The sequence below is a fragment of the Calothrix sp. NIES-3974 genome (assembly GCF_002368395.1).
In the GTDB taxonomy this organism is placed as follows: domain Bacteria; phylum Cyanobacteriota; class Cyanobacteriia; order Cyanobacteriales; family Nostocaceae; genus NIES-3974.
Genome location: NZ_AP018254.1, coordinates 84582 through 105295, shown reverse-complemented (window position 1 = coordinate 105295; position 20714 = coordinate 84582). Strand labels below are relative to the sequence as shown.

Genomic DNA, 20714 nt, shown 5'->3' with positions numbered 1-20714 from the left:
ATACGCTGATATATTTCCTTTTTGGCTTTTTTGACAGCTGACCTTCAAACACTAACCATCTTAACAAAAAGCTCACCTATTGACAGTATAAAGTATATTTACCGACAATAAGATGGGTATAGAGCAATGTCCTTTAAGAACAGCTTGCTGATAGAATGGTAGGGCAGGCAGGATTGGTAGTCTGTCGGTCAAGATAAGTAAGACAGGGTAGACCTGCAACTGTATGTTTGAACACAGAATCTCCGTACTTCAGGATGAGGAGTATATCAACAGTCTATAATCTTTAATTGGAAAGTGAGTAGGGAAAAACCACTTCCATTGTTTCGGAAGTAAGTAGGACATGTAGGCTATTCACTACGCCTAATTATTATATAGCAATCCGATTTAAGTAGTGAAAATATAGTGTGCCGTTAACTGATGACTGGTGACTGTTAACCGTCAACTGTCAACCGGTAACAACCCTATATGTAAGATTTCACAAATTGTTTAACGTGAGTTCGATGATCTATAAAGCCTGAAACTTTTGTCCAGTATCATTCGTAGGAAATAAAAGTTTTTAAAAACCTCCAAGTATGATGTTGAGAAGAAAATCCTTAAACCTGGAATAAGTCAGTTATTGACTTTGTTCTCAACTAATGGATGAGGTTACTTTAAACCTTAAAGTTCAAAATCATTGATTCACAGGGGTTGTAGCGTTTACAATCCGTCAAATTCACGTTTATTTAGGACTGCGGTAGCTCTTTCAAGAAACTGAGTAGTTTTAGCTGTGTAGCAGTTTACCACCCTCTGGAGAAGAGTGGAGATAATGGCATTCATCTATTTATTTAACGTGAGTTCAACAGATTTTAGAGGCTAAAAGCCTTTTATATAAAGGATTATTTAAGCTAGAGCTGGTCGTAACTCTGAATCATTAGTTGATAATAAGGTCAATAATTATCAAAATTTACTGATTTTATTTTCAATCAGCTATTTCTTTTTCTTTTTAGGGGTTTTTGGTTTTTGATTCGTAATTCCAAATCCTTTAGTTGTTTTGTTGGCTTTTGTTTTTTCGGTGTCAGTTTGTGTCTGATTTTTTTGGGATGTTATATCTTCCTCTACGAATTTGATGGTGGGTTGGTGATGATTTGTTGTTTGAGGTGGAGATAATTCGATTATCGATTTTTCTGCTTGTGCTTCTTTGCTTTCTAAGGTTTCTGGTTGGGTTGCTTCGATTTCCTCAGCTATAGAAGATTCTGGTATTTCCCCATCTGTAGAAGATTCAGGTGTTGCTGCGATCGCAATTTCCCCATCTGTGGAAGATTCTGGTATTTCCTCACTTGTGGAAGATTCTGGTGTTGCTGCGATCGCTGTTTCCTCATCTGTAGAAGATTCTGGTATTTCCTCAGCTATAGAAGATTCAGGTGTTGATGCGATCGCAATTTCCTCATCTGTAGAAGATTCTGGTATTTCCTCACTTGTGGAAGATTCTGGTGTTGCTGCGATCGCAATTTCCTCATCTGTAGAAGATTCTGGTATTTCCTCACTTGTGGAAGATTCTGGTGTTGCTGCGATCGCGATTTCCTCATCTGTAGAAGATTCTGGTATTTCCTCAGCTATAGAAGATTCAGGTGTTGATGCGATCGCGATTTCCTCATCTGTGGAAGATTCTGGTATTTCCTCACTTGTGGAAGATTCTGGTGTTGCTGCGATCGCTGTTTCCTCATCGATGGAAGATTCTGCTATTTCCTCAGCGATAGAAGATTCGGGGGGTATTTTTGCTATTTGATAAAATTCCTCTAGATTTTCCCAGCTGAGTAATTCATCATCGGTATTAATTCCTAACTGACTACGCACTAATTCCCAGTCACCGATAATATCATCGGCAACACAGTGATTGTCAAAAGCGTGTTTAATAACCAACCCTGATTGAACTGCTTGCAAGTTGATTAATGAGGTGATTATAAAAGCATTTAATTCAGGGAGATAATCTAAACATTTTTGTAATTGCTGGACTAAAACAGCAGCTACCTTGGTTTCTTGGTCTGGATTTTGTCGAGCAATTTCTTCTAAACTGTTTAGGGCACTCAAACGGGGAAATAGCTGGTAAGCATTATTTCCTAAGTAATCCTGTAAAGGTAAAATTGCCTCCGCACCGATCATTCCATAAATTTTCGGTAATTCCTCATTTACCCACTCATTATCTTCAAGCTTGTGAAATAATTCCATTAGTGGTTCAATGGCAGCAGTTGCTTTTAGCTGACCGAGCGCTCGTCGAGCATGGATTGGTGCAGATGCTTCTAAATGCTCGATGGATAGATGATTTAAATCTTGATCGATGGCAATTTGAATTAAATCAGGAATATCCTCATCATTTAAGTGTAAATTAGTGCTATATTGGCTCCATGCGAACTCAGTCCCATGACATTCGCCAAGGCTGAGGAGTTTGGCTATTAGTGGTTGAGAAAGAGTACTATTGGCCATTTGATTTTGAATTATAAGTTACTTCAACAGAAGCACTCCTATGGGTGTATAAAGATTACCCTCGAACGATTTCTAAGGGTCGGATTGCTTCTATAAACGACGATCTACGCGCCGATGAATGATTTACACCCAACTATCAGGTATAACAGAATCTAGTCGGATTCTGCCAGGTTGACTGAAAATCTACATGTATTGAAATATCAATTTATCTGATGGTTGCGATATTTGTTTTTTATGGGCACAGATAGATTAATCGCGAGAAAATAGGAAATAGGGAGTGGTGGAGTCGTCATTTTTGGCTATGTCTAAAGGACATGGAGGACTGATTTACAGTTGCTCGAAGTTGACCACAAGCTGCATCTGCATCTAAACCTCGTGAATAGCGGACACTGACGGCGATGTGTTGTTGTTTAAGGATTTTGACAAAGTTATCGATGCGATCGCGTGATGGTCTTTGGTAATCGGCTTCACTAATTGGATTATAAGGTATTAAGTTCACGTGACTTTGGAATCCCCGTAAATGTTTGCTCAATTCGTGAGCATGTTCACTGAGGTCGTTCACACCTGCTAATAGAATATATTCAAAGGTGACTCTACGTCCGGTAATTTCTACGTATTCTCGACATTCGTTGAGTAAATCAGCAAGGGGGTAGGGACGAGCGCTAGGGATTAGTTGTTCGCGTATTGTTTGATTGGAAGCGTGTAAACTAACTGCAAGGGTGACTTGTAGGTGATGTTGGGCAAATTGACGAATTCTTCCCGGTATGCCTACTGTGGAAACGGTAATATTTCTCGCTCCAATACCAATATCCTGGTTTAGGGAACGAATTGCTGCTAACACCTGTTCCAGGTTGAGTAAGGGTTCTCCCATCCCCATAAACACGATGTGACTGACCCGACGTTGAAAGTCTTGTTGAACAGTTAAAACTTGATCAACAATTTCATGACGGGCTAAATTACGTTGAAATCCACCTTTTCCTGTTGCACAGAAGTCACAAGCCATTGGACAACCAACTTGGGTGGATACACACACTGTTAAGCGATTATCAATGGGTATACCTACGGTTTCGATGATTTGACCATCATCTAAACGCAATAGATATTTAATGGTTCCATCGGTTGCGATCGCTTTGTAATGGATATCCGCTCTACCAATTGGAACATGACTAAGTTGTTCACGCCAACTTTTGGGAAAAGCTGTAATTTCCGTCAACGACCTTACGCCTTTATAATAAATCCAATCATGTAACTGTTTACCCCGGTAACTGGGTTGTCCTTGGGTTTGCACCCAAGCGGTTAATTCTGGCAATGATGCGCCTAGTAAGGGTGGTAAATTTAATTTTGGCATCTGGGGATTTTGGATTTTGGATTTTGGATTGGGAATGGGGGAGGGGAGTGGGGATTTTGGATTTTAGATTTTGGATTGGGAATGGGGGAGGGGAGTGGGGATTTTGGATTGGGAATACGAGACCCGGATTTATTACAAGTAAGTTATAAGTCTTGAGTGACGGATTAATTTTCCTTCTACTCACTATTCCCTACTCCCCACTCCCTGTAAGTTTTAGAAATTTGTGAGAAATGTAGGGAGAGGGAGTGGGGATTTTGGATTGGGAATACAAGGGAGATATGGAGACAAGGTTGCTTTCCAGAAATACTCACGAAACTCGATCCAGTTTGATCAGGTATTTCTTGGTCACGATATAGGAAATTGCCTCCTTCTGAATCTGTGAGAAGCAACTATGGGTTTACAATGGGGAAGGAAAATTCCTGCTTTGATTACGGATGAGCTTGAAAACGCTTCTAAAACTTTCGTAGAGCGTCAAGCTTCCTTTGAAGGATATTTCTTCCTTGTTCTTTAATCCGTCAACATCAATTTTACAGAATACTTGAATTTGTGGGTAGAGGATGTTATTTCAAATTTCCGAGATACACCTTCTTGTCTTTTGCATCCTGCATCCTATCTCTGAGATTCTGAAATTGCTTGGGAATATGACTTATAAATTGCCGAGATATCTCATCCTTTTCCCCATCTCCTGTATTCTGTCTCCTGTATCCTACATTCTCAAAGATAATGAACTACTGGTTGATGAAGTCGGAACCAGATACCTATAGTATTACAGATTTACAACGACAACATCGAACTATTTGGGATGGTGTCCGCAATTATCAAGCGCGTAATTTTATGCGATTGATGCAACCTGGTGATTTGGCGTTTTTTTACCATTCCAATACCAATCCTCCTGGAATTGTTGGCTTGATGCGTATTGTAGAAAAAAATCTCCCTGACCCCACCCAATTTGACCCTAAAAGTGATTATTATGACCCTAAATCTACTCCCGACTCCCCTCGCTGGCAAACAGTTATGGTCGAGTTTGTTCAGATTTTCCCCCATATCTTGGAATTATCCCTACTCAAACAACAGTTCACAGAGGAGGAGTTAATGCTAGTCAAAAAAGGTAATCGACTGTCGGTGATGCCAATTATACCAATGGTTGCCCACAAAATTCTCGAACTGGTAAATCCCCAAACTAATTCTGAATAATTTTCCCATAAAGGTGGTAAATAAAAAGAGGGACAAGTCTGCTATACCTGCCGACTAATCCCATCTGCCGTTCCTTAAAGAGAGGAGAACACTAAATTTAAATATACAATTGATTGAGAATCTATGTCAACTATTGATGAGAAAAATTTTCGATAATTTCAGTGAATAGATTTTATGCTGTCGTCATCGACACAGAAGGAGTATGATGATGTTCTCGGTTAAATATTCTAATGAGGAGTGCGCAAAATTCTAGATTATGCCGCTACAATTAAAGGTCTATGTCCCCCCCCACCCCCTAATTCAGCATTGGCTTGCGGTTGCTCGTGATGCAGCAACTCCCTCAGTTTTATTTCGGAGTGCGATGACTGAGTTGGGACGGTGGTTAACCTATGAAGCTGTGCGTGAATGGTTGCCTACCTATGATGCGGTGGTTGAATCACCCTTGGGGCAATCTCCGGCGACTTTTGTGAATGCTGAGGTACCAATTGCGGTAATTCCGATTCTGAGGGCTGGTTTAGGGTTGCTGGAAGGGGCACAAACGTTGTTACCTTTGGCATCAGTTTACCATTTGGGTTTAGTGCGTGATGAATCGACTTTACAGCCATTATGCTATTTGAACAAGCTACCTGAACAATTTGCTCCCGGAACCAGGGTGTTGATAACCGATCCAATGTTGGCAACGGGTGGTTCAATGGTGGCAGCGATGTCAGAATTGACACAAAGGGGTGTAGACCCCAGTTTAACACGAATTGTCAGTGTCGTGGCTGCTCCTCCAGCTTTGCAAAAATTGAATAATGCCTTTCCTGGTTTGATAGTTTACACTGCGGCTATTGACGAGGTAGTCAACAACCAAGGGTTTATTGTTCCAGGTTTGGGTGATGCGGGCGATCGCACTTTTGGAACATGAGCTACCATGCAAGGGGTAGGAGACAGGATACAGGATATAAAACAGGGAGAAGATGGGGTCAAGGATACTGAAGTATTTACAGGATATAATGGTGATCTGAGCTTCCCTATCACCCCTCTTCCCTTTAAACCCCCTGTATTCTTGTCTGTTCAAATCCAAGTAGCTTGATACTGGAAGTTATGTTCAAGACCGAAAATTCGATTAATCGATCAAAATCGCAGCATTTTTAAGGCGGTAATTTTATGAGTCAACGTGATGGATTCGCTAGTGGTTTTTTTACTGGTGCTATTATCGGCGGTATTGTTGGTGGTGTATTAGGTGCGCTGGTGGCTTCGCGTCGAGATGGGGAACTGTCAAATGATGGGGATGGTCAACGAAATGGCCGTTCCTTGGATGGTAAACCAAGTGCTGGTAAACGCAAAACTGTCAAACTCAGCGATTCGGAAACAATGGAAATGGCTCGGCGATCGCTGGAGGATAAAATTGCTCAATTAAATGCCACAATAGATGAAGTACGGGAACAGCTGGGTAGTGTGAATGGAAATTCTAACCCCACAGTCAGCGATCGCATGTCTAATTAGTTGAGCTATGGTTCGGGTGGATCTTTATTTGCTAGGGTTGCTGGGTGTTAACTGTATCCTCTGGGAAAGCTAAAGTTTATGACTTGAGATAATTTCGATAAATATGTATTGTTTTTGGCCTTCTGATTGGGTACGGTGACTATCAACCCCCTAAAGTCGATAAATATCTCAAGGTAGGGAACAAGTAGATTAAACCTGTTTTTCTCTGGTATTGGCAGTTCTGGTAACACCCCAAGTGTGGTAATTCCCCGTTCCTGGATATGCCTCCTGATTTAAAATTAAATACAAGTCGCCAACGAAACACCTAAAAATATACCTCATCCATGAATTCAATCGTCCTATTAATCACAACCCTTTCAACCTTCATTCAACTTTATAGCGCTTTGTTAATTATTCGGATTTTGTTAACTTGGTTTCCGAATGTTAACTGGTATAATCAACCCTTTAGTGCCCTCAGCCAAATTACTGACCCCTACCTAAACATTTTTCGCTCGATTATCCCTCCTTTGGGTGGGATGGATTTCTCGCCTATTTTAGCGATTTTTGTGTTGAATATCGCGGGAAATTTGATTCGTAGTGCAGCTTTTGCTGTCGCTCCTTTCGGCTAAGTTTTTCGATAAATCCATAAATCAATAATTACCAACAAGCACGGTTTCAGCCGTGTTTATTTATGGCTGGTTGAAAAATAGTAAGGACGCAATATAGCAGTCCGGAATGATTCATGAGAAAACACCATATTCATTTAGCTTGGAGAAGTCAAAATTTTGACCATCACTTGCTAGCTCAAATAAAACCTTAACATTTGGTTTGTTTTAATCGAAGCTGTAACTAGTCACGGTCCAGTCAATTTAAAACGTCGCAATGAATTAAAAAAATTATTTCAATCCAGCCAAAAAGGATTAGTTTTTCTCACGGCTTTTCCTAATCGCAAACAAATGACCCGATATCTAGCGGAAATTGCTTGGGAAACAGAAGTTTGGGTTGCCGACCAACTTGATCACATGATTCATTTCAATGGAGAAAGATTTCTAAGTACCCATGAAATTCCAAACGGTAATCTCTAAACCTGCCAAAATTTAGAAGCAAATGCTAAATTTAAAATTAGATTAAAACCCACAGATATACCAAAGATATATCTGTAGGTCATAACTATAGTAATCGGATTTAAGTAGTGAAAAATCGCTTGCCGTTAACTGATGACCGTCAACCGTTAACAACCCTATATGTAAGATTTCACAAATTATTTAGGACTGCGGTAGTTACTCAGCAGTTGCTAATTCCCCTTCCGTACTACCCCGTGTCCGACGACGGGTTAAGGAATTAAATAACATTTGTCCAATTGCTTTAATCAGATTTCCTTCTAGTTCCTGGAACATCTTCATATTCATCCCAAAAGCTGCATTGGCTTCATCCACAATCCGGTCAGCCATTGCATCATCAATTGGTAATTCATCTAGGGTTTGTCGATATTGATTTTTAAAAGCTTTTTCATCGGGAATATCTGCAAACTCGTAAAATGCAGTTCCATTTCCATCGGTCAAATTCATTCCGGTGACAGCTATATTTCTTAGGATTTGTCCACCGGATAAGTCTCCTAAATAACGAGTGTAGGAGTGAGCTATCAGCAATTCCGGTTGAGTTGCAGCAATTTCGCGAATTCGTTGTACATAGGCTGCACCAGCAGGGGATAATTGAATTTGTTCGCGCCAATTAGAACCGTAATAGTAGGCTAAATCTTGTTCTAAACTGCGACCGCGATATAACTCTTTAAAATTGATTTGAGAAACAATTGGGTGGTGGCTGAGTTTTTCCATTTCCTCTTCCATCGCTGTGTAGACAAAGTAAAGATTTGCTACTAATTTGCGATAGGAGTTTTTCTCAACAACACCCTTTAAAAAGCATTTGACAAAACCAACATTTTCTGCCATTGTGTGCGCTTTTTTTGTACCCACACGTAATTTGCTTGCTAAATTGCTGCTCATGCTAAATTTCTCAACTGTAAAACCAGGCTAAGTAATTTTTAATTTTGAGGTGGGAGTTCTGTTGTTCAGGTTTTGACTTCCAAATACCGACACAGCCTCACCGGAAATAAACACTACTAAAAGGCTACAGTAAATCTATTTGCTAACAATTACCATCATTTATTGGAAAATTGCAACAATTTGTAATTTTTGACACTATTTTCTCAGCCTGTAGAACATAGAGTCCGTTTGTCAAGTCATTTTGACCTTAAAAATTAAGCAAATATCTTAAAATATTTTATTTTTTATGTAGATATGTAAACAAAGATAAGAGATTAGGTCATCTGATGTTGAATTTTGGATTACTTTGTGAAAAAGGCACGTAGTAATGCTGTAGCGCCTTATAGGAATCATAACCTATGGGATAGAACGGTAGGCACAGCGTTATCGTAGACTAGTTCTGGGGTCTATAGATTTTGGGGTGATTCCACGGATCAATCAGCTTGCTCTGGACTAATGTTTGTGGGAAGTTGCGCTAGGTGCATCTGTAAGAAAGGTTTGGTCAGGAATGGTAGCATTTAAGTGGGTACGCAAATTATTTGCGTCATTGTGAAGCAAAGCATGGATGGGTCTAGAGAAGCAATCCCAAGCGCTTGCATTTCTATTCCCCACTCCCTACTCCCTATTTATGAGTGAGTTAGTGAAAATGGTAAATTTGCTCCCAACTCAAGGAGAATCGAAGTTATATAGCTTTGATGAGTTCATTGCTTGGTATCCTCATGATGGTAAAAGGTATGAATTACACGATGGGATAATCATTGAAATGCCTAAACCAACTGGTATGCACTCTGATGTTGCAGGTTTTATCGCTGGTATTTTATTTATGGAAATTTTGCGCTTAAAACTACCTTTTTCGATTCCCAAAGAGTGTATAGTTGCCATTGAAAATTCGAGTTATGAACCGGATGTAATAGTGTTGGATAAAAATCAGGTTCAGCAGAATGAACCTCGGTGGCAAAAGGAATCAATTATTATCCGTGGCGATTCTATTCCTTTGATTATTGAGGTTGTTTTTACTAATTGGAGTGACGATTATGCACTCAAGATGGATGAATACGAATACCTGGGAATCAGGGAATATTGGATTGTTGATTATTTAGGTTTAGGTGGGAGAAAATTTATTGGCAACCCTAAGCGTCCTACTGTATCAGTTTACCAATTAATTAATGGTGAATATGAAGTTTCCCAATTTAGAAATGATGAGCGGATTATTTCTACTGTCTTTCCGGAATTGAATTTGACAGCACAGCAGATTTTTCTGGGAAGTTTATGGTCTTAGATTTGATGGTTTTGTTGGTTTTTAAAAACTAAGTAGTAATTCTCGCAGTCCGAGCGGGATTTGTAAAATGTTACATGTAGGTTTGTTGATTGTTAACGGTTGAGGGTCATCAGCACGCTATTTTTCACTACTTAAATCGGATTGCTATAATTATATAATATTCTTTTACATCCCTATAAAAAACCCACGCCAAGTCGCTTCATTCACAAAGGTTTTATGTTTCTGTTTATATCGCAATACAGTTCAGTTAGGCTTAGAAACCTGATTATTGGGTAGGTTGGGTTGAAGAATGTAGAGGTAAAGCCTCGTGGAATGCGTCCCCACGCGTAGCATAGGGACGAGATACAGCACTTTCGAGGTAAATGAGGTACACTTGTTATTAGTGCATCAAAAATTAAAATGAAACCCTACTCAATCGATTTACGAGAAAAAATAGTAAGTGCTTACGAAAAGGGTGATACATCAATTCGAGGAGTAGCTGTGCAGTTTGGTATAGCAAAAAGCTATGTGCAGAAGCTAATCAGGCAAAAAAGATTGGAAGGGCATCTAGAACCCAAAAAGCAAGGTGGAGCAATGAAGGGTAAGCTAGATGATTACGGTAGCGAATTAGCAGAAATGGTTCAAAGTTACCCGGATTTAACTTTATTGGAATATTGCGAGTATTTTGGAGAAAAATATAACATTTGGGTGTGTGCAAGTGTGATGTGTTGTGCATTGCAAAAACAAGAATTAACTCGAAAAAAAAGACTTTACGTAGCAGCCAAGCGAAAACAGAAAGAGTCCAAAAACTGAGATTAGAATATTGGGAGAAAGTAAAACACATAGACCCAGAAAACCTTGTGTTTATAGACGAAATGGGTGTTTTGCTTGGTTTGACTAGAACTCATGCTCGAAGCGATCGCGGGAGTAGAGCTTATGATTTTAAACCATATTACCGAGGTGCAAAAATAAGTGTAATTGGAGGAATTAGCTTCAAAAAAGTCTTAGCTGTGATGACTTTAAATGGCTCAATGAATGGAGAAGCTTATAAAGTTTTTGTAGAGCATTTTTTACTTCCACAATTATGGGTTGGTGCAGTCGTTGTAATGGATAATCTGCCAGCACATAAAGTCGAAGAGATTAAGCCTTTGATTGAATCTGTAGGAGCAAGTGTTCTTTATCTATCTCCTTATTCCCCTGAATTTAATCCAATTGAACATTGGTGGTCACAATTAAAAGCGTTCTTAAAACAGTTTTCTCCTAAAAGTGCATCTGTAGTTGATGGTTTAATTAAAATTGCACTGACATTAGTTGATCCAAAGCATCTAAAAAATTGGTTTACTAATTGTTGCTACTGTACCTCATAAACCTCGAATCTGCTGTATTCAATGTGTAGTAAATATACGAAAACTGTCCTCAAAGCCTTGAATATATGAGGATATGACAGCCAAATCGTAATTTATGAAAATCCACCGCATCCCAGACCCCCACCAATTTTACAAACATGTCCAGGATTACTTGTTGCGACAGGAAGCGACCCATAACCTGAATTTAGGGATATGCGATCGCTTAATTCGTAGTACTGACCAATACCCTTTAGATAACTATTTAGCTTCCATTGAAGATGACGATACCATTATTGGCGTGGTGATGAGAACACCCCCCTTTGGTTTGTTGTTGTCAACGATAACAAATCCCGATGCTATACCTTTAATTATTAGGGACGTGCATGATTACTATCAAACCTTACCAGGAGTCAATGCACCATCCCGTGAATCATTAGCATTTGCCCAAGCCTGGCGTAATTATACCGGTAATACCTATCAACCTAAAAGAGCTACCCGTATTTTGCAACTGACCAGAGTTGAAGCACCTAATTCTGTCCCTGGAGAATTATGTCTGGTTACGGAAGATGAAAGGGAACTACTCAAAACTTGGTACGAAGAGTTTTGTCGTGAAGCCTTGGGAGAAATAAATGTTGCATCTGATATTTGGGTGGTAAACCACTAAAGGTGCAATATATGTAAACTATCTCCCGGTTGGTATGGGAGCATAATTAATTGGTGCAGGTTCAGGAATCGGTTGGGGAGAATTCAGATTAACTTGGTTATTGTTTTGAGGATTAACCCCGTAGCTATCAAAATTTTGATAATTCGGGGAAACTGGATTTGGCTGTGGAATATTTGTCATCGGGTTTGAGTAATAGGTTTGGTTATTAATGGGGTTATTTTGATTGGGGAATGTTTGGGAGTCGCTAGAATAAGTGGTGTTATTGAAGTGGGTGTTACTAACTTGATTTAGGGTAGAATTATTCGTCAAGTTTGCTGGAGCAGTTGTGAATCCTGTTGCTGTTTTCCAGTTGGAATTTGAAGACTGATGGAGAGCTTGTTCTAGATAGGTTGGTGTTGTTGCTTTTCCGGTGAGTCGAGAGTATTGAGGATAGGCTGACGGATTTAATTCCGCTTCTAAGGGATTTACCGTAACTCGATCACCGGTGAATTGATTATTACTGCTTCTATTTATCCCTGTTTGGAGTGATTCTAATTTGAGGAGATTTTCTGCTTGCTTCAGGAATTGATTATCTACACTCACATTCACCGCTTTCCCCCCATCTCTGGGAATGGAACTAGTTTTCCTCTCTTGATTTTTTGACTCCTGTACTTTCCTATTCGTATTCTGACCACGTTGGTTGTTTTGAGCTTTTGCTGCATTTAGGGTCGGTAAAACAGCTTGCTCAAAGTCAAAAAACAATACCGGAAGATTATCTATATCAGCGGCGATCGCGCGTTCTTCTGGTGATAAGCGGGAATTGGTGTTTCCCGTTGTCTCCCTACCCCTGTTCCCCGTTAACACATCTGGATTAGCCCAAAATTCCCGAATTGCCAACCCCGTGATTGACAGAAAAATCGCTGTCCCCCAAAAAGCTGGACGTGTAAAGTTCAACATTCTAGCTTTAAAGTAGCGAAAATAGGCGGAAGAATAACGACGGTTAGGCATGACAATAGCACCATTTGTTTGAAAGTTAACCCCATCTACCCCCGATTGCATCTCGCAAATTTATTTACACTCGTCTCATCTTCTCTAGAAGCTGCCGGAGTCACATCAGTACTTACACGGGGATAAAAGTATCAAATAATCCGATAAACCTATCCTAACCTTGACTGTGCGATCGCGTCACCCTCTCGATCATGAAGCCTTGAATAATTTTTGAGCAGTGAATTGTATTAGTCTTTATCAGATAAGTAGGTGGGTGGTGAAAATTGTCGTTGCCGAATGATGGGTTACATTGTTGTTTTACGTTTAATTACACCTACCTACTTATTAGGACTTGTATTTCATTTCTGAATGTGGAGCTTCAAACTGTTCCACAAAAAAATTGTGACAATATGGCTAGTCCGATAAAATCAAAATGAATTCAATACCTAGATATTTCCCATGATGACAGATCAACAATTACTAGAACGTATAGTTGTTAACCCAAAAGTTCTCGCTGGAAAGCCTGTTATTAAAGGAACTCGATTAAGCGTTAAGTATATTCTCAATCTACTTGCTCATGGAGCAAGCAGTACAGAAATTCTCAGAGAATACAACGGGTTGAGTCCTGAAGATATTCAAGCTTGCATCCTATTTGCCAGTAAATCCCTCTCGAATATAACTTTTATGCCACTGCTAATTGAAAATACTTAAATGAAGTCTACGGGATTAAAGGTTTAAATGCGCTTTCTTGTAGACGAATGTACTGGTTCAATAGTTGCTGCTTGGTTACGTGAGCAAGGTGATGAAGTTTTTTCCGTGTATGACGAAGCAAGGGGTATTAGCGATGATAAAATTCTACAAAAAGCGTTGATTGAAAACTGGATTTTAATCACCAATGATAGAGATTTTGGTGAAAAAATATTTAGAGAAGGTTGTATACACAGGGGTATAGTTTTCTTATGATTAGAGGATGAAAGAGCTATCAATAAAATTAAAGGACTTCAATTCTTACTGACATATCACGCTGATAGACTCTCTGAGCAATTTGTTGTCGTGACGGAAAATAAAGTGAGATTCGCTTCATAATAAATAATCCTCGCTACTTCCCTAACCCCAAGTAATTTGTATAACTAGCGACAAACCATTTTTTGAAAATATTTATTAATATATAGATATATTACGTAGATTGCTGTATACGCAAATTTGTGATATGTAGGCTGGATATTTTTGCTTTTGAGCATAAACTACCAGTCAATCAAACACGTAAAAGTTAAAAGTCAAATCTAACACCAGTATTTAATGGTGAATTTTGTTTTTTGATTCGGTTTAGGCACACAGGAAAGAAAGTTATATCAGTAATTTTCTTCCCTCCATAATATTTTAGACCCATTTCAGTATTAACCAAGTCGAACAGGCACACAAAGATTATGAATAATGAGAAAACCTTAGACCGCAAGCAATTTGTCGGGAATCTGAAGCAAGGAGTATGGTTTTTTGGGGTTTCCTCCTGGATGTTTGGAATCACCGACCGCAGTATTGCTTCCTTTGCAGATGGGTATCTTTCCGCTCTTGATTTAACCCAGTTGTTTACTGCTGCAACATTTTTTGTCGCGTGGTTGTTTTTAAAACCAGTCAAGTAGGAGGATTTTTGATTTGAAAAACCGGTGTTGCTGAATACAAATATGAATTGAAAATTCGACGTTTTGTAGAGACGTAGCATCGCTACGTCTCTACTATAATTCATGTCCAAATTCAACAATGCCGGAAAACCTTTAGTATCAAATCAAAAAAGGTGGGTAATACCCACCTTTTTACTAAGTAAACTAAGATTCACCAGTTAACCGTAACAGTTAACCATCAAAATATCAAAACAACTTAAGCAAAAGAAGCAGTTTGTACATCATTACTTGCCAGTAATTCCTGTAATTCTTCCGCATCAACTGTTTCTTTTTCTACTAACATCTCAGCAAGTTTATCGAGGATATGTCTGTTCTTCACCAGAACTTCCTTCGCCCGATTATAGGCAATATCTACCAACTTGCGAACTTCCTCATCAATTGCTGCGGCAGTTTCTTCCGAAAAGTCCCTTTCAGACATGATGTCCCGTCCGAGGAACATATTACCCTGTTGACGACCTAAAGCAACTTGACCCAGGCGATCGCTCATCCCATATCGAGTTACCATTTGTTTCGCAACCCGTGCGACTTGTTGTAAGTCACCGGACGCACCGGTAGTCACTTCTTCCTCACCAAATACTAATTCTTCGGCAATTCGTCCACCTAAAGCAACCGCCATCTGATTTTCCAGATAGGAACGACTGAATAGTCCACTATCCATCCGGTCTTCGCTGGGGGTAAACCAGGTTAAACCACCTGCACGACCACGGGGAATAATACTAATTTTCTGCACCGGGTCATAATCAGGCATTAACGCACCCACTAAAGCATGACCAGCTTCATGATAGGCTACTAATTTTTTGCGGCGATCGCTCATCACCCGATCTTTCTTCTCTGGTCCAGCTAACACCCGGTCGATCGCATCATTAATTTCATCCATCGAAATTTCTGTTAAGTTGCGACGTGCTGCCAAAATTGCTGCTTCGTTGAGCAAGTTAGACAAATCTGCACCGGTAAATCCAGGGGTACGTCGTGCAATCCGCTCAATATCCACGTCTTTGGCTAAGGTTTTACCCCGTGCATGGACGCGGAGAATTTCTACCCGTCCACTGTAGTCAGGTCTATCTACCACTACTTGACGGTCGAAACGACCGGGACGCAATAATGCTGCATCCAACACATCGGGACGGTTTGTTGCCGCAATGATAATAATACCAGTATTGCCTTCAAAACCATCCATCTCCGTCAATAACTGGTTCAGGGTTTGTTCCCGTTCGTCGTTACCACCACCTAAACCTGCACCCCGTTGCCGACCAACTGCGTCAATCTCGTCGATAAAGACGATACAAGGTGCATTGGATTTGGCTTGCTCAAACAGGTCGCGGACACGGGACGCACCCACACCTACGAACATTTCCACAAATTCCGAACCAGAGATAGAAAAGAAAGGTACTCCCGCTTCTCCAGCAACTGCACGCGCTAGTAGGGTTTTACCAGTTCCAGGAGGACCAACGAGTAACACACCTTTGGGTATTTTCGCCCCTACCGCAGTGAAGCGATCCGCATTTTTTAAGAAGTCTACAACTTCGTTTAATTCTAATTTGGCTTGGTCAATTCCTGCCACATCCCCAAAGGTTACTTGGGTTTGTGGTTCCATTTGTACCCTAGCTCGCGATTTGCCAAAGTTCATCGCTTGGCTACCAGGCCCACTCTGGGCCCGACGTAACAAAAAGAATAAACCCACAAGTAATAATACTGGGAAAAAGAAGCTGCTTAATACCTTAAACCAAGCCCCCTCATCACTTGGAGGTAAAACACTAATATCAACCCCGTGCTTTGTCAAAGTATCAATTAAGGTTGGGTCATCTTCAATTAGGTTAACAAAAACCTGATTACCACTTTCAGTTTTGGCAATTGCCGTAGAACGATCGGCACTAAGACGAACCTGAGCAACTTTATTATTTTCTACCTGTTGAATAAATTCGCTGTAGCGCCATGTTTCCCGACTAGGGGCTTGTTTGTCAAAAAACGCTGTACCTAACGCAATGACAACTATAAATAATAGCGCATACAACCCTGCATTTCTCCATCGTTTGTTATTCACGCCCGATTAATCCTCCTGTGTTCTTGTCCGTTCGCTTCGCGTCTGCTTAGAGAAGGGTATTATTAAACATAATGTTAACTTATTTTAAGCTATTCTCATCTGCTTTGAATTCGATTTTCAGGTTGATGTAGTAAAAAATCTCCGTAAAATTTCCAGACTAGCATGGTGAGGATTATATTGTAGCTGTTGACAAGGGTGGATAACCGTATGGATGGGGATAATTTCCACAACGCTGTTAGTGTAGGCCAAAGTTTCCAGTTGATTGATAATTTCTGGTGTCCAGGGGTTTTCCCGGATGGTTTGGTTTTGGGTTTGCAGATAGGAATAGATATGCGATCGCCCAATTCCTGGTAAAATTTTCCCTGTGAGTGGAGGTGTCCACCAACAACCCTGACCCCATCCCCACAAATTCCCGGTACTAGTTTCTAGCCAATTACCCACTTCATCAATCAAAATTGCTTCTTGACAATTTGGCTGGGAATTGCAGACACTGATTTTTGCCCACCAAGCAGCTAAATAGTTACCTGTTTTATGCTGGGGAAAGGAACGGTATAGGCTCCCATCTACCATCCTAGCAGCGATACCATCTGTTTGCATTTGCGGTAAATTCTGGGGTAAAACCCGACCCGTAATCAGTTCCCCTCCATCGGGAAAGATGGTAATGCGCAGTACGGGAAAATATTCCTGTAATAATTTTGCCCCATTCCTTACCTGTTTCCAGTCCGGTTGGTTCCAACCAAAAAAATTTAAGGAATTTTTAATCCTTTCGCAATGACTAGACCAATCAGTGAGGTGGTGGTCAAGGTTATGTTCGTAAACTCGTAGGGTTGTAAATACCGTTGCTCCGTAGAGTAAACCGGGATTATCAAGGGAGATTTGGATCTGGGAAGAGTTAACAAGTTTGCCTTTGTACCAGTAGTACTGTTTCACGTGGGATTTTAGATTTTGGATTATTTTATTTCTGGGTATGTCTATTTGTTTGATTTGGTTGATTTTTTTTGTGGACAACAGTCATTCCCAAGTTGGTACGCATCTGATTTAATTCTTGTTCAATTAAATGCGAACTATCTGGATTTGACAACCTAGATTTCTTTGACTGGTTTTGATGATTTGTATAGGATTGAATCAGCAAATTCTTGTATAGGTATTCTACTTGGAATAAAAAAGCTGCACTGAATAGCCATAACAGAGGGAATATCATACCCAGTTGTCCTGAAATCAAACTGGAATCTCTAGATTCATTCAAGATAGGTACTGCGGGAATGACAAAAGTAAAAGTCATCAAAAAAGACATTACCATCACCAACCAAGAGTACAAACCTTCCCACCAACTCACTAGAGTGGGAAAGGTTCCCTTGACTCCCATCACTTCTGGTGCTTGGATTTTTGGTAAAAAGCGATTTAAAAGCAAATGAAAGTAGTGGTGGATAAAAGCTGTAACTAGTATGGGAGATAAAATTACTGATAAAAGCGCAACGTAACCGATAATTTGGCGTAGAGAGAACCCGTCGGGTCGTCTCTACTCCCTGACGGGTCGTCTGTACTCCCTCAACGACAATTTGTACGACCCACCTACTCACTTAACCGATACTTCCGTGCTTGCTGAATATGGCCCCAGAAGTATTAGCATGGGAGAGGTTGACACCTTCAAAGTTGGTATTGGTCAGGTTTGCACCCCGGAATGAGGTGATGCGAAAATGGCTGATTTCCCTATATGCTAATAACAGGTTGACAAGAGCGATCGCCATCAAAATTAAAGTCAGTAAGCTCAAGCAAATACCCCACAACCAACTTTGTCCGCTCAGGTGTATAATTGCCCAAACACCAACAAAAAAGGTTAATCCATAGGAAGCAACGCAACCAGCTACACTAACTGCGATCGCCACTAATCCACTACCAAAATAACTAAATACAGCGATGATAATCGCCGAAATAGCCGCAGTAATGGCCGCAATTTGCAGATTTTTGTTGCTGAAGACACCGCCATAATAAAATCCTAGCAAAGCACTAGATGCAGCCCCTGATAAAATCGTCGCAATCCGGCGATATTCTAACCAGTGTCTCATGGCAGCAAAAATAACTGCGATCGCTAAACTAATTATGAGGGCTAAAACATATTTCCATGAATCATCTTCAGGGGTGAGTCCCATTACCGCAAATAACATTTGACTCATCGCGTGGAAAGCCGCAATCACCACAATTAGGGTTATAACTGTAACCAACAGAGCATCTGCGGGGGTCTTACCGACACGAACACGACTCAAATTTGCCCCCGTTAAATTACAGTAACTAAAATCACAACCCCGCAAATCTGCACCTCGAAAATCAGCATTGCGGAGATTTTCCCCCCGGAAAGAACGACGACGTAGGTTTTGATTTACATATCGTTCGGGTTCTGGACTATTCATAATCGATTTTACCTGCACTCCTTACACTTCAACTAACTACATAGTTTGAGCAGAATACAGGATACAGAAGACAAGATACAGAATACAGGATACAGGAGGAAAGTAAAAGCGTAATTAAAGGAAACCGAGTATATTACCTCGCTAGAAAATAGAGAGTGGGGAGTGGAGAGTCGAAATAAACTATTTTCTGTTTAAGTAGGTAGGCAGCAAAAAAGTCAGCTATGTTAAGATATATAAAAAATCGGAGTTATCTGGTCAAACATTTGATGATGAACTAGACCTTGCTTAGGCTGTAATCAATGGCGTTCAAGCTAGAGGGGAAAAAAGCAATCATAGTACACTGCGTGTAAAATTTAACTCTAATCCATCAGGTTAAGACTTTGTTACATAGCGGAAAATTTCCGTGCTTACCTACTTAGTTGTGTCCAAACGACATGGTGGGTCGTTTCTCCCTACTCCCTCAATTTTCAACTCAAGGGTGGAATTGAGTCGAAGGGAGTACCTAAACCGCAGACAACCCGTATCAACATGAAAATTAACAAAGCTGCAATATAAACCAAAGTACTTTGCATATCCTGACGGAAACATGATAACTTTTCCCGCCATAGTCCGTAATTAATCGCCAGATATAAAGGAAAATCACTCAACGCAATGGTGGCGATCGCGCCTACTACACCCCATTGTGTGTATGCTAATGGTAAACCCACACTAATCATCAAAAATCGCATCAGGTTACTTTGAGCAACATAAACAGGTTGTCCGAGAGCAACGAGGGCAGGACTGAGAGTATAAAACAAAACAGAAAACCAAATTCCACTACATAATATAGGCATCATCCAAATAGCTGCGGTATAGCGCTGGTCATAGAGGAAGGCTATCACCCCATCACCGATATTTACTAATAATGCCAAGCCAATTGCTACCGCAAGTAAAGCTTTTTGGCGTTTTTGAGCAATTTTTGTCCGTAATTCGCTACGGGATAAATCTGTCTGTGCAGAAATTGTCGGAAAAATCACCCGGTAACTTAGGGATTTAATTACTTCCCTGGGCATATTGGCCAAAGTTGCGGCGATTGAGTAAACTCCTAAAACCTCTAATGAGAGTAATTTCCCTACAATTAATTTATCTGATTGTTCAGCTAAAAACATTAAAGCTGTTGCCACAAACATCCATTTTCCAAAGGAAATTAAATCCCTCAAAGCATCTTTTTCCCACGCAAAACGAGGTAATTTACCAGCAATCATCCAATGACTACCCAGAGTTCGCAAAATATTTCCGGCTAAACCAGCAACGGCGAAAATCCAAATATTTTTAAAGAAAAATGCCAGTATAATTAAAATCCCCAAGGATAAAGTTTGTATTGTAATGTCAAAAGAGACAACCTTGCGTAAATCCATGTGACGATTCAGTTGGACATAGGCTGTAGACATAAATCCTAAAATTACTGAACCCAAACCCATCAAAGGAAACATCCACAATAACCGTCTATCTCCATAGTAATTTGTGACCGGAATTGTCATGGCTAAACACAATAACCAAATCCCCACACCACGGACTATTTGTAGCGTCCAAGCAGTATTTAAAAACTCCGGGTCATCCCCCCGTTTATGCTGAATAATACTTTGACCAATTCCTAGATCCGATAGCAATTCAATCCCAATTAGCAGAGTATTCACAACTGCCATAAATCCAAAATATTGGGGTGCAAGTAAGCGGGTGAGAATAATATTTCCACCAAATCTAATCAACTGACTTGTACCATAACCGGCAATTGTCCATGCAGCACCGCGAACTGTTTTAGATTTAAGTTTTGTGACCATATCATTTGGGATTGTGGATGT

At 40.2% G+C, this 20714-nt stretch carries 21 protein-coding genes; 12 read left to right on the top strand and 9 right to left on the bottom strand.

Going from position 1 to position 20714, the window contains the following annotated elements:
• Window positions 1-966: 966 nt before the first annotated feature.
• Window positions 967-2460, bottom strand: a complete 1494-nt coding sequence (locus CDC37_RS00415) for a hypothetical protein (RefSeq protein ID WP_096619935.1) — start codon at window positions 2458-2460, stop codon at window positions 967-969.
• Window positions 2461-2749: 289 nt separating this feature from the next.
• The gene (gene rlmN, locus CDC37_RS00410; RefSeq protein WP_096619933.1) at window positions 2750-3808 is read right to left on the bottom strand and encodes a 23S rRNA (adenine(2503)-C(2))-methyltransferase RlmN; all 1059 of its coding nucleotides are present in this window, start codon (window positions 3806-3808) and stop codon (window positions 2750-2752) included.
• 723 nt (window positions 3809-4531) lie between these two features.
• Between rlmN and CDC37_RS00405 the strand changes: the two genes are divergently transcribed.
• From CDC37_RS00405 to CDC37_RS00385, 5 genes are all read left to right on the top strand, one after another.
• The gene (locus tag CDC37_RS00405) at window positions 4532-5002 is read left to right on the top strand and encodes an EVE domain-containing protein (RefSeq protein WP_096619931.1); all 471 of its coding nucleotides are present in this window, start codon (window positions 4532-4534) and stop codon (window positions 5000-5002) included.
• A 256-nt stretch (window positions 5003-5258) separates the two neighbouring features.
• Window positions 5259-5909, top strand: coding sequence for a uracil phosphoribosyltransferase (upp, locus tag CDC37_RS00400; RefSeq protein ID WP_096619929.1), 651 nt, complete (start codon window positions 5259-5261; stop codon window positions 5907-5909).
• Window positions 5910-6151: 242 nt separating this feature from the next.
• Window positions 6152-6490, top strand: a complete 339-nt coding sequence (locus tag CDC37_RS00395) for a hypothetical protein (protein ID WP_096619927.1) — start codon at window positions 6152-6154, stop codon at window positions 6488-6490.
• Between the two features lie 332 nt (window positions 6491-6822).
• Entirely contained in the window at window positions 6823-7098 is a 276-nt protein-coding gene (locus CDC37_RS00390) for a YggT family protein (protein ID WP_096625759.1), read from the top strand.
• 192 nt (window positions 7099-7290) lie between these two features.
• A complete protein-coding gene (locus CDC37_RS00385) occupies window positions 7291-7554 on the top strand; it encodes a BsuBI/PstI family type II restriction endonuclease (RefSeq protein ID WP_197707061.1) in 264 nt (87 codons plus the stop codon).
• A 195-nt stretch (window positions 7555-7749) separates the two neighbouring features.
• Here CDC37_RS00385 and CDC37_RS00380 read toward each other — a convergent pair whose 3' ends face one another.
• The gene (locus CDC37_RS00380; protein WP_096619925.1) at window positions 7750-8472 is read right to left on the bottom strand and encodes a biliverdin-producing heme oxygenase; all 723 of its coding nucleotides are present in this window, start codon (window positions 8470-8472) and stop codon (window positions 7750-7752) included.
• 685 nt (window positions 8473-9157) lie between these two features.
• Here CDC37_RS00380 and CDC37_RS00375 point away from each other — a divergent pair.
• The 4 genes from CDC37_RS00375 to CDC37_RS00360 all read left to right on the top strand — a co-directional run bounded on the left by CDC37_RS00375 (window position 9158) and on the right by CDC37_RS00360 (window position 11779).
• The gene (locus CDC37_RS00375) at window positions 9158-9790 is read left to right on the top strand and encodes a Uma2 family endonuclease (protein ID WP_096625757.1); all 633 of its coding nucleotides are present in this window, start codon (window positions 9158-9160) and stop codon (window positions 9788-9790) included.
• 399 nt (window positions 9791-10189) lie between these two features.
• A complete protein-coding gene (locus tag CDC37_RS24825; protein WP_096619923.1) occupies window positions 10190-10582 on the top strand; it encodes a helix-turn-helix domain-containing protein in 393 nt (130 codons plus the stop codon).
• Window positions 10480-11136, top strand: a complete 657-nt coding sequence (locus CDC37_RS23820; protein ID WP_330220810.1) for an IS630 family transposase — start codon at window positions 10480-10482, stop codon at window positions 11134-11136. The genes CDC37_RS24825 and CDC37_RS23820 overlap by 103 nt, the downstream gene beginning before the upstream one ends.
• 94 nt (window positions 11137-11230) lie before the next feature.
• The gene (locus CDC37_RS00360) at window positions 11231-11779 is read left to right on the top strand and encodes a hypothetical protein (protein ID WP_096619921.1); all 549 of its coding nucleotides are present in this window, start codon (window positions 11231-11233) and stop codon (window positions 11777-11779) included.
• A gap of 18 nt (window positions 11780-11797) precedes the next feature.
• On the opposite strand, the gene CDC37_RS00355 is transcribed toward CDC37_RS00360, so the two are convergent.
• The gene (locus CDC37_RS00355) at window positions 11798-12817 is read right to left on the bottom strand and encodes a hypothetical protein (RefSeq protein ID WP_096619919.1); all 1020 of its coding nucleotides are present in this window, start codon (window positions 12815-12817) and stop codon (window positions 11798-11800) included.
• 390 nt (window positions 12818-13207) lie between these two features.
• Between CDC37_RS00355 and CDC37_RS00350 the strand changes: the two genes are divergently transcribed.
• The 3 genes from CDC37_RS00350 to CDC37_RS00340 all read left to right on the top strand — a co-directional run bounded on the left by CDC37_RS00350 (window position 13208) and on the right by CDC37_RS00340 (window position 14385).
• Window positions 13208-13456 carry a DUF433 domain-containing protein gene (locus tag CDC37_RS00350; RefSeq protein ID WP_096625755.1) on the top strand — a complete coding sequence of 83 codons (249 nt, stop codon included), beginning with the start codon at window positions 13208-13210 and terminating at the stop codon, window positions 13454-13456.
• Between the two features lie 27 nt (window positions 13457-13483).
• Window positions 13484-13708: a DUF5615 family PIN-like protein gene (locus CDC37_RS25060; protein WP_231943170.1), complete on the top strand. Its 225-nt coding sequence runs from the start codon at window positions 13484-13486 to the stop codon at window positions 13706-13708.
• Window positions 13709-14172: 464 nt separating this feature from the next.
• The gene (locus CDC37_RS00340) at window positions 14173-14385 is read left to right on the top strand and encodes a hypothetical protein (RefSeq protein WP_096619917.1); all 213 of its coding nucleotides are present in this window, start codon (window positions 14173-14175) and stop codon (window positions 14383-14385) included.
• Window positions 14386-14620: 235 nt separating this feature from the next.
• On the opposite strand, the gene ftsH3 is transcribed toward CDC37_RS00340, so the two are convergent.
• From ftsH3 to CDC37_RS00315, 5 genes are all read right to left on the bottom strand, one after another.
• Entirely contained in the window at window positions 14621-16465 is a 1845-nt protein-coding gene (ftsH3, locus tag CDC37_RS00335) for an ATP-dependent zinc metalloprotease FtsH3 (RefSeq protein ID WP_096619915.1), read from the bottom strand.
• A gap of 117 nt (window positions 16466-16582) precedes the next feature.
• Window positions 16583-17395 carry an aminotransferase class IV gene (locus CDC37_RS00330; RefSeq protein WP_096619913.1) on the bottom strand — a complete coding sequence of 271 codons (813 nt, stop codon included), beginning with the start codon at window positions 17393-17395 and terminating at the stop codon, window positions 16583-16585.
• Between the two features lie 25 nt (window positions 17396-17420).
• Window positions 17421-17876, bottom strand: coding sequence for a hypothetical protein (locus CDC37_RS00325; RefSeq protein ID WP_157780603.1), 456 nt, complete (start codon window positions 17874-17876; stop codon window positions 17421-17423).
• Between the two features lie 169 nt (window positions 17877-18045).
• Window positions 18046-18873, bottom strand: coding sequence for a pentapeptide repeat-containing protein (locus CDC37_RS00320; RefSeq protein ID WP_096619909.1), 828 nt, complete (start codon window positions 18871-18873; stop codon window positions 18046-18048).
• 467 nt (window positions 18874-19340) lie between these two features.
• A complete protein-coding gene (locus tag CDC37_RS00315; protein ID WP_096619907.1) occupies window positions 19341-20693 on the bottom strand; it encodes an oligosaccharide flippase family protein in 1353 nt (450 codons plus the stop codon).
• Window positions 20694-20714: the final 21 nt, after the last annotated feature.

Excerpts from the sequence above, each read along its gene's own strand:
- CDC37_RS00380 (WP_096619925.1), bottom strand. The coding sequence starts at position 8,472 with ATGAGCAGCAATTTAGCAAGCAAATTACGTGTGGGTACAAAAAAAGCG.
- CDC37_RS00360 (WP_096619921.1), top strand. The coding sequence starts at position 11,231 with ATGAAAATCCACCGCATCCCAGACCCCCACCAATTTTACAAACATGTC.
- CDC37_RS00405 (WP_096619931.1), top strand. The coding sequence starts at position 4,532 with ATGAACTACTGGTTGATGAAGTCGGAACCAGATACCTATAGTATTACA.
- CDC37_RS00415 (WP_096619935.1), bottom strand. The coding sequence starts at position 2,460 with ATGGCCAATAGTACTCTTTCTCAACCACTAATAGCCAAACTCCTCAGC.
- CDC37_RS25060 (WP_231943170.1), top strand. The coding sequence starts at position 13,484 with ATGCGCTTTCTTGTAGACGAATGTACTGGTTCAATAGTTGCTGCTTGG.
- CDC37_RS00355 (WP_096619919.1), bottom strand. The coding sequence starts at position 12,817 with ATGCAATCGGGGGTAGATGGGGTTAACTTTCAAACAAATGGTGCTATT.
- CDC37_RS24825 (WP_096619923.1), top strand. The coding sequence starts at position 10,190 with ATGAAACCCTACTCAATCGATTTACGAGAAAAAATAGTAAGTGCTTAC.
- CDC37_RS00320 (WP_096619909.1), bottom strand. The coding sequence starts at position 18,873 with ATGAATAGTCCAGAACCCGAACGATATGTAAATCAAAACCTACGTCGT.
- CDC37_RS00350 (WP_096625755.1), top strand. The coding sequence starts at position 13,208 with ATGACAGATCAACAATTACTAGAACGTATAGTTGTTAACCCAAAAGTT.
- upp (WP_096619929.1), top strand. The coding sequence starts at position 5,259 with ATGCCGCTACAATTAAAGGTCTATGTCCCCCCCCACCCCCTAATTCAG.
- CDC37_RS00395 (WP_096619927.1), top strand. The coding sequence starts at position 6,152 with ATGAGTCAACGTGATGGATTCGCTAGTGGTTTTTTTACTGGTGCTATT.
- rlmN (WP_096619933.1), bottom strand. The coding sequence starts at position 3,808 with ATGCCAAAATTAAATTTACCACCCTTACTAGGCGCATCATTGCCAGAA.
- CDC37_RS00315 (WP_096619907.1), bottom strand. The coding sequence starts at position 20,693 with ATGGTCACAAAACTTAAATCTAAAACAGTTCGCGGTGCTGCATGGACA.
- CDC37_RS00375 (WP_096625757.1), top strand. The coding sequence starts at position 9,158 with ATGGTAAATTTGCTCCCAACTCAAGGAGAATCGAAGTTATATAGCTTT.
- CDC37_RS00340 (WP_096619917.1), top strand. The coding sequence starts at position 14,173 with ATGAATAATGAGAAAACCTTAGACCGCAAGCAATTTGTCGGGAATCTG.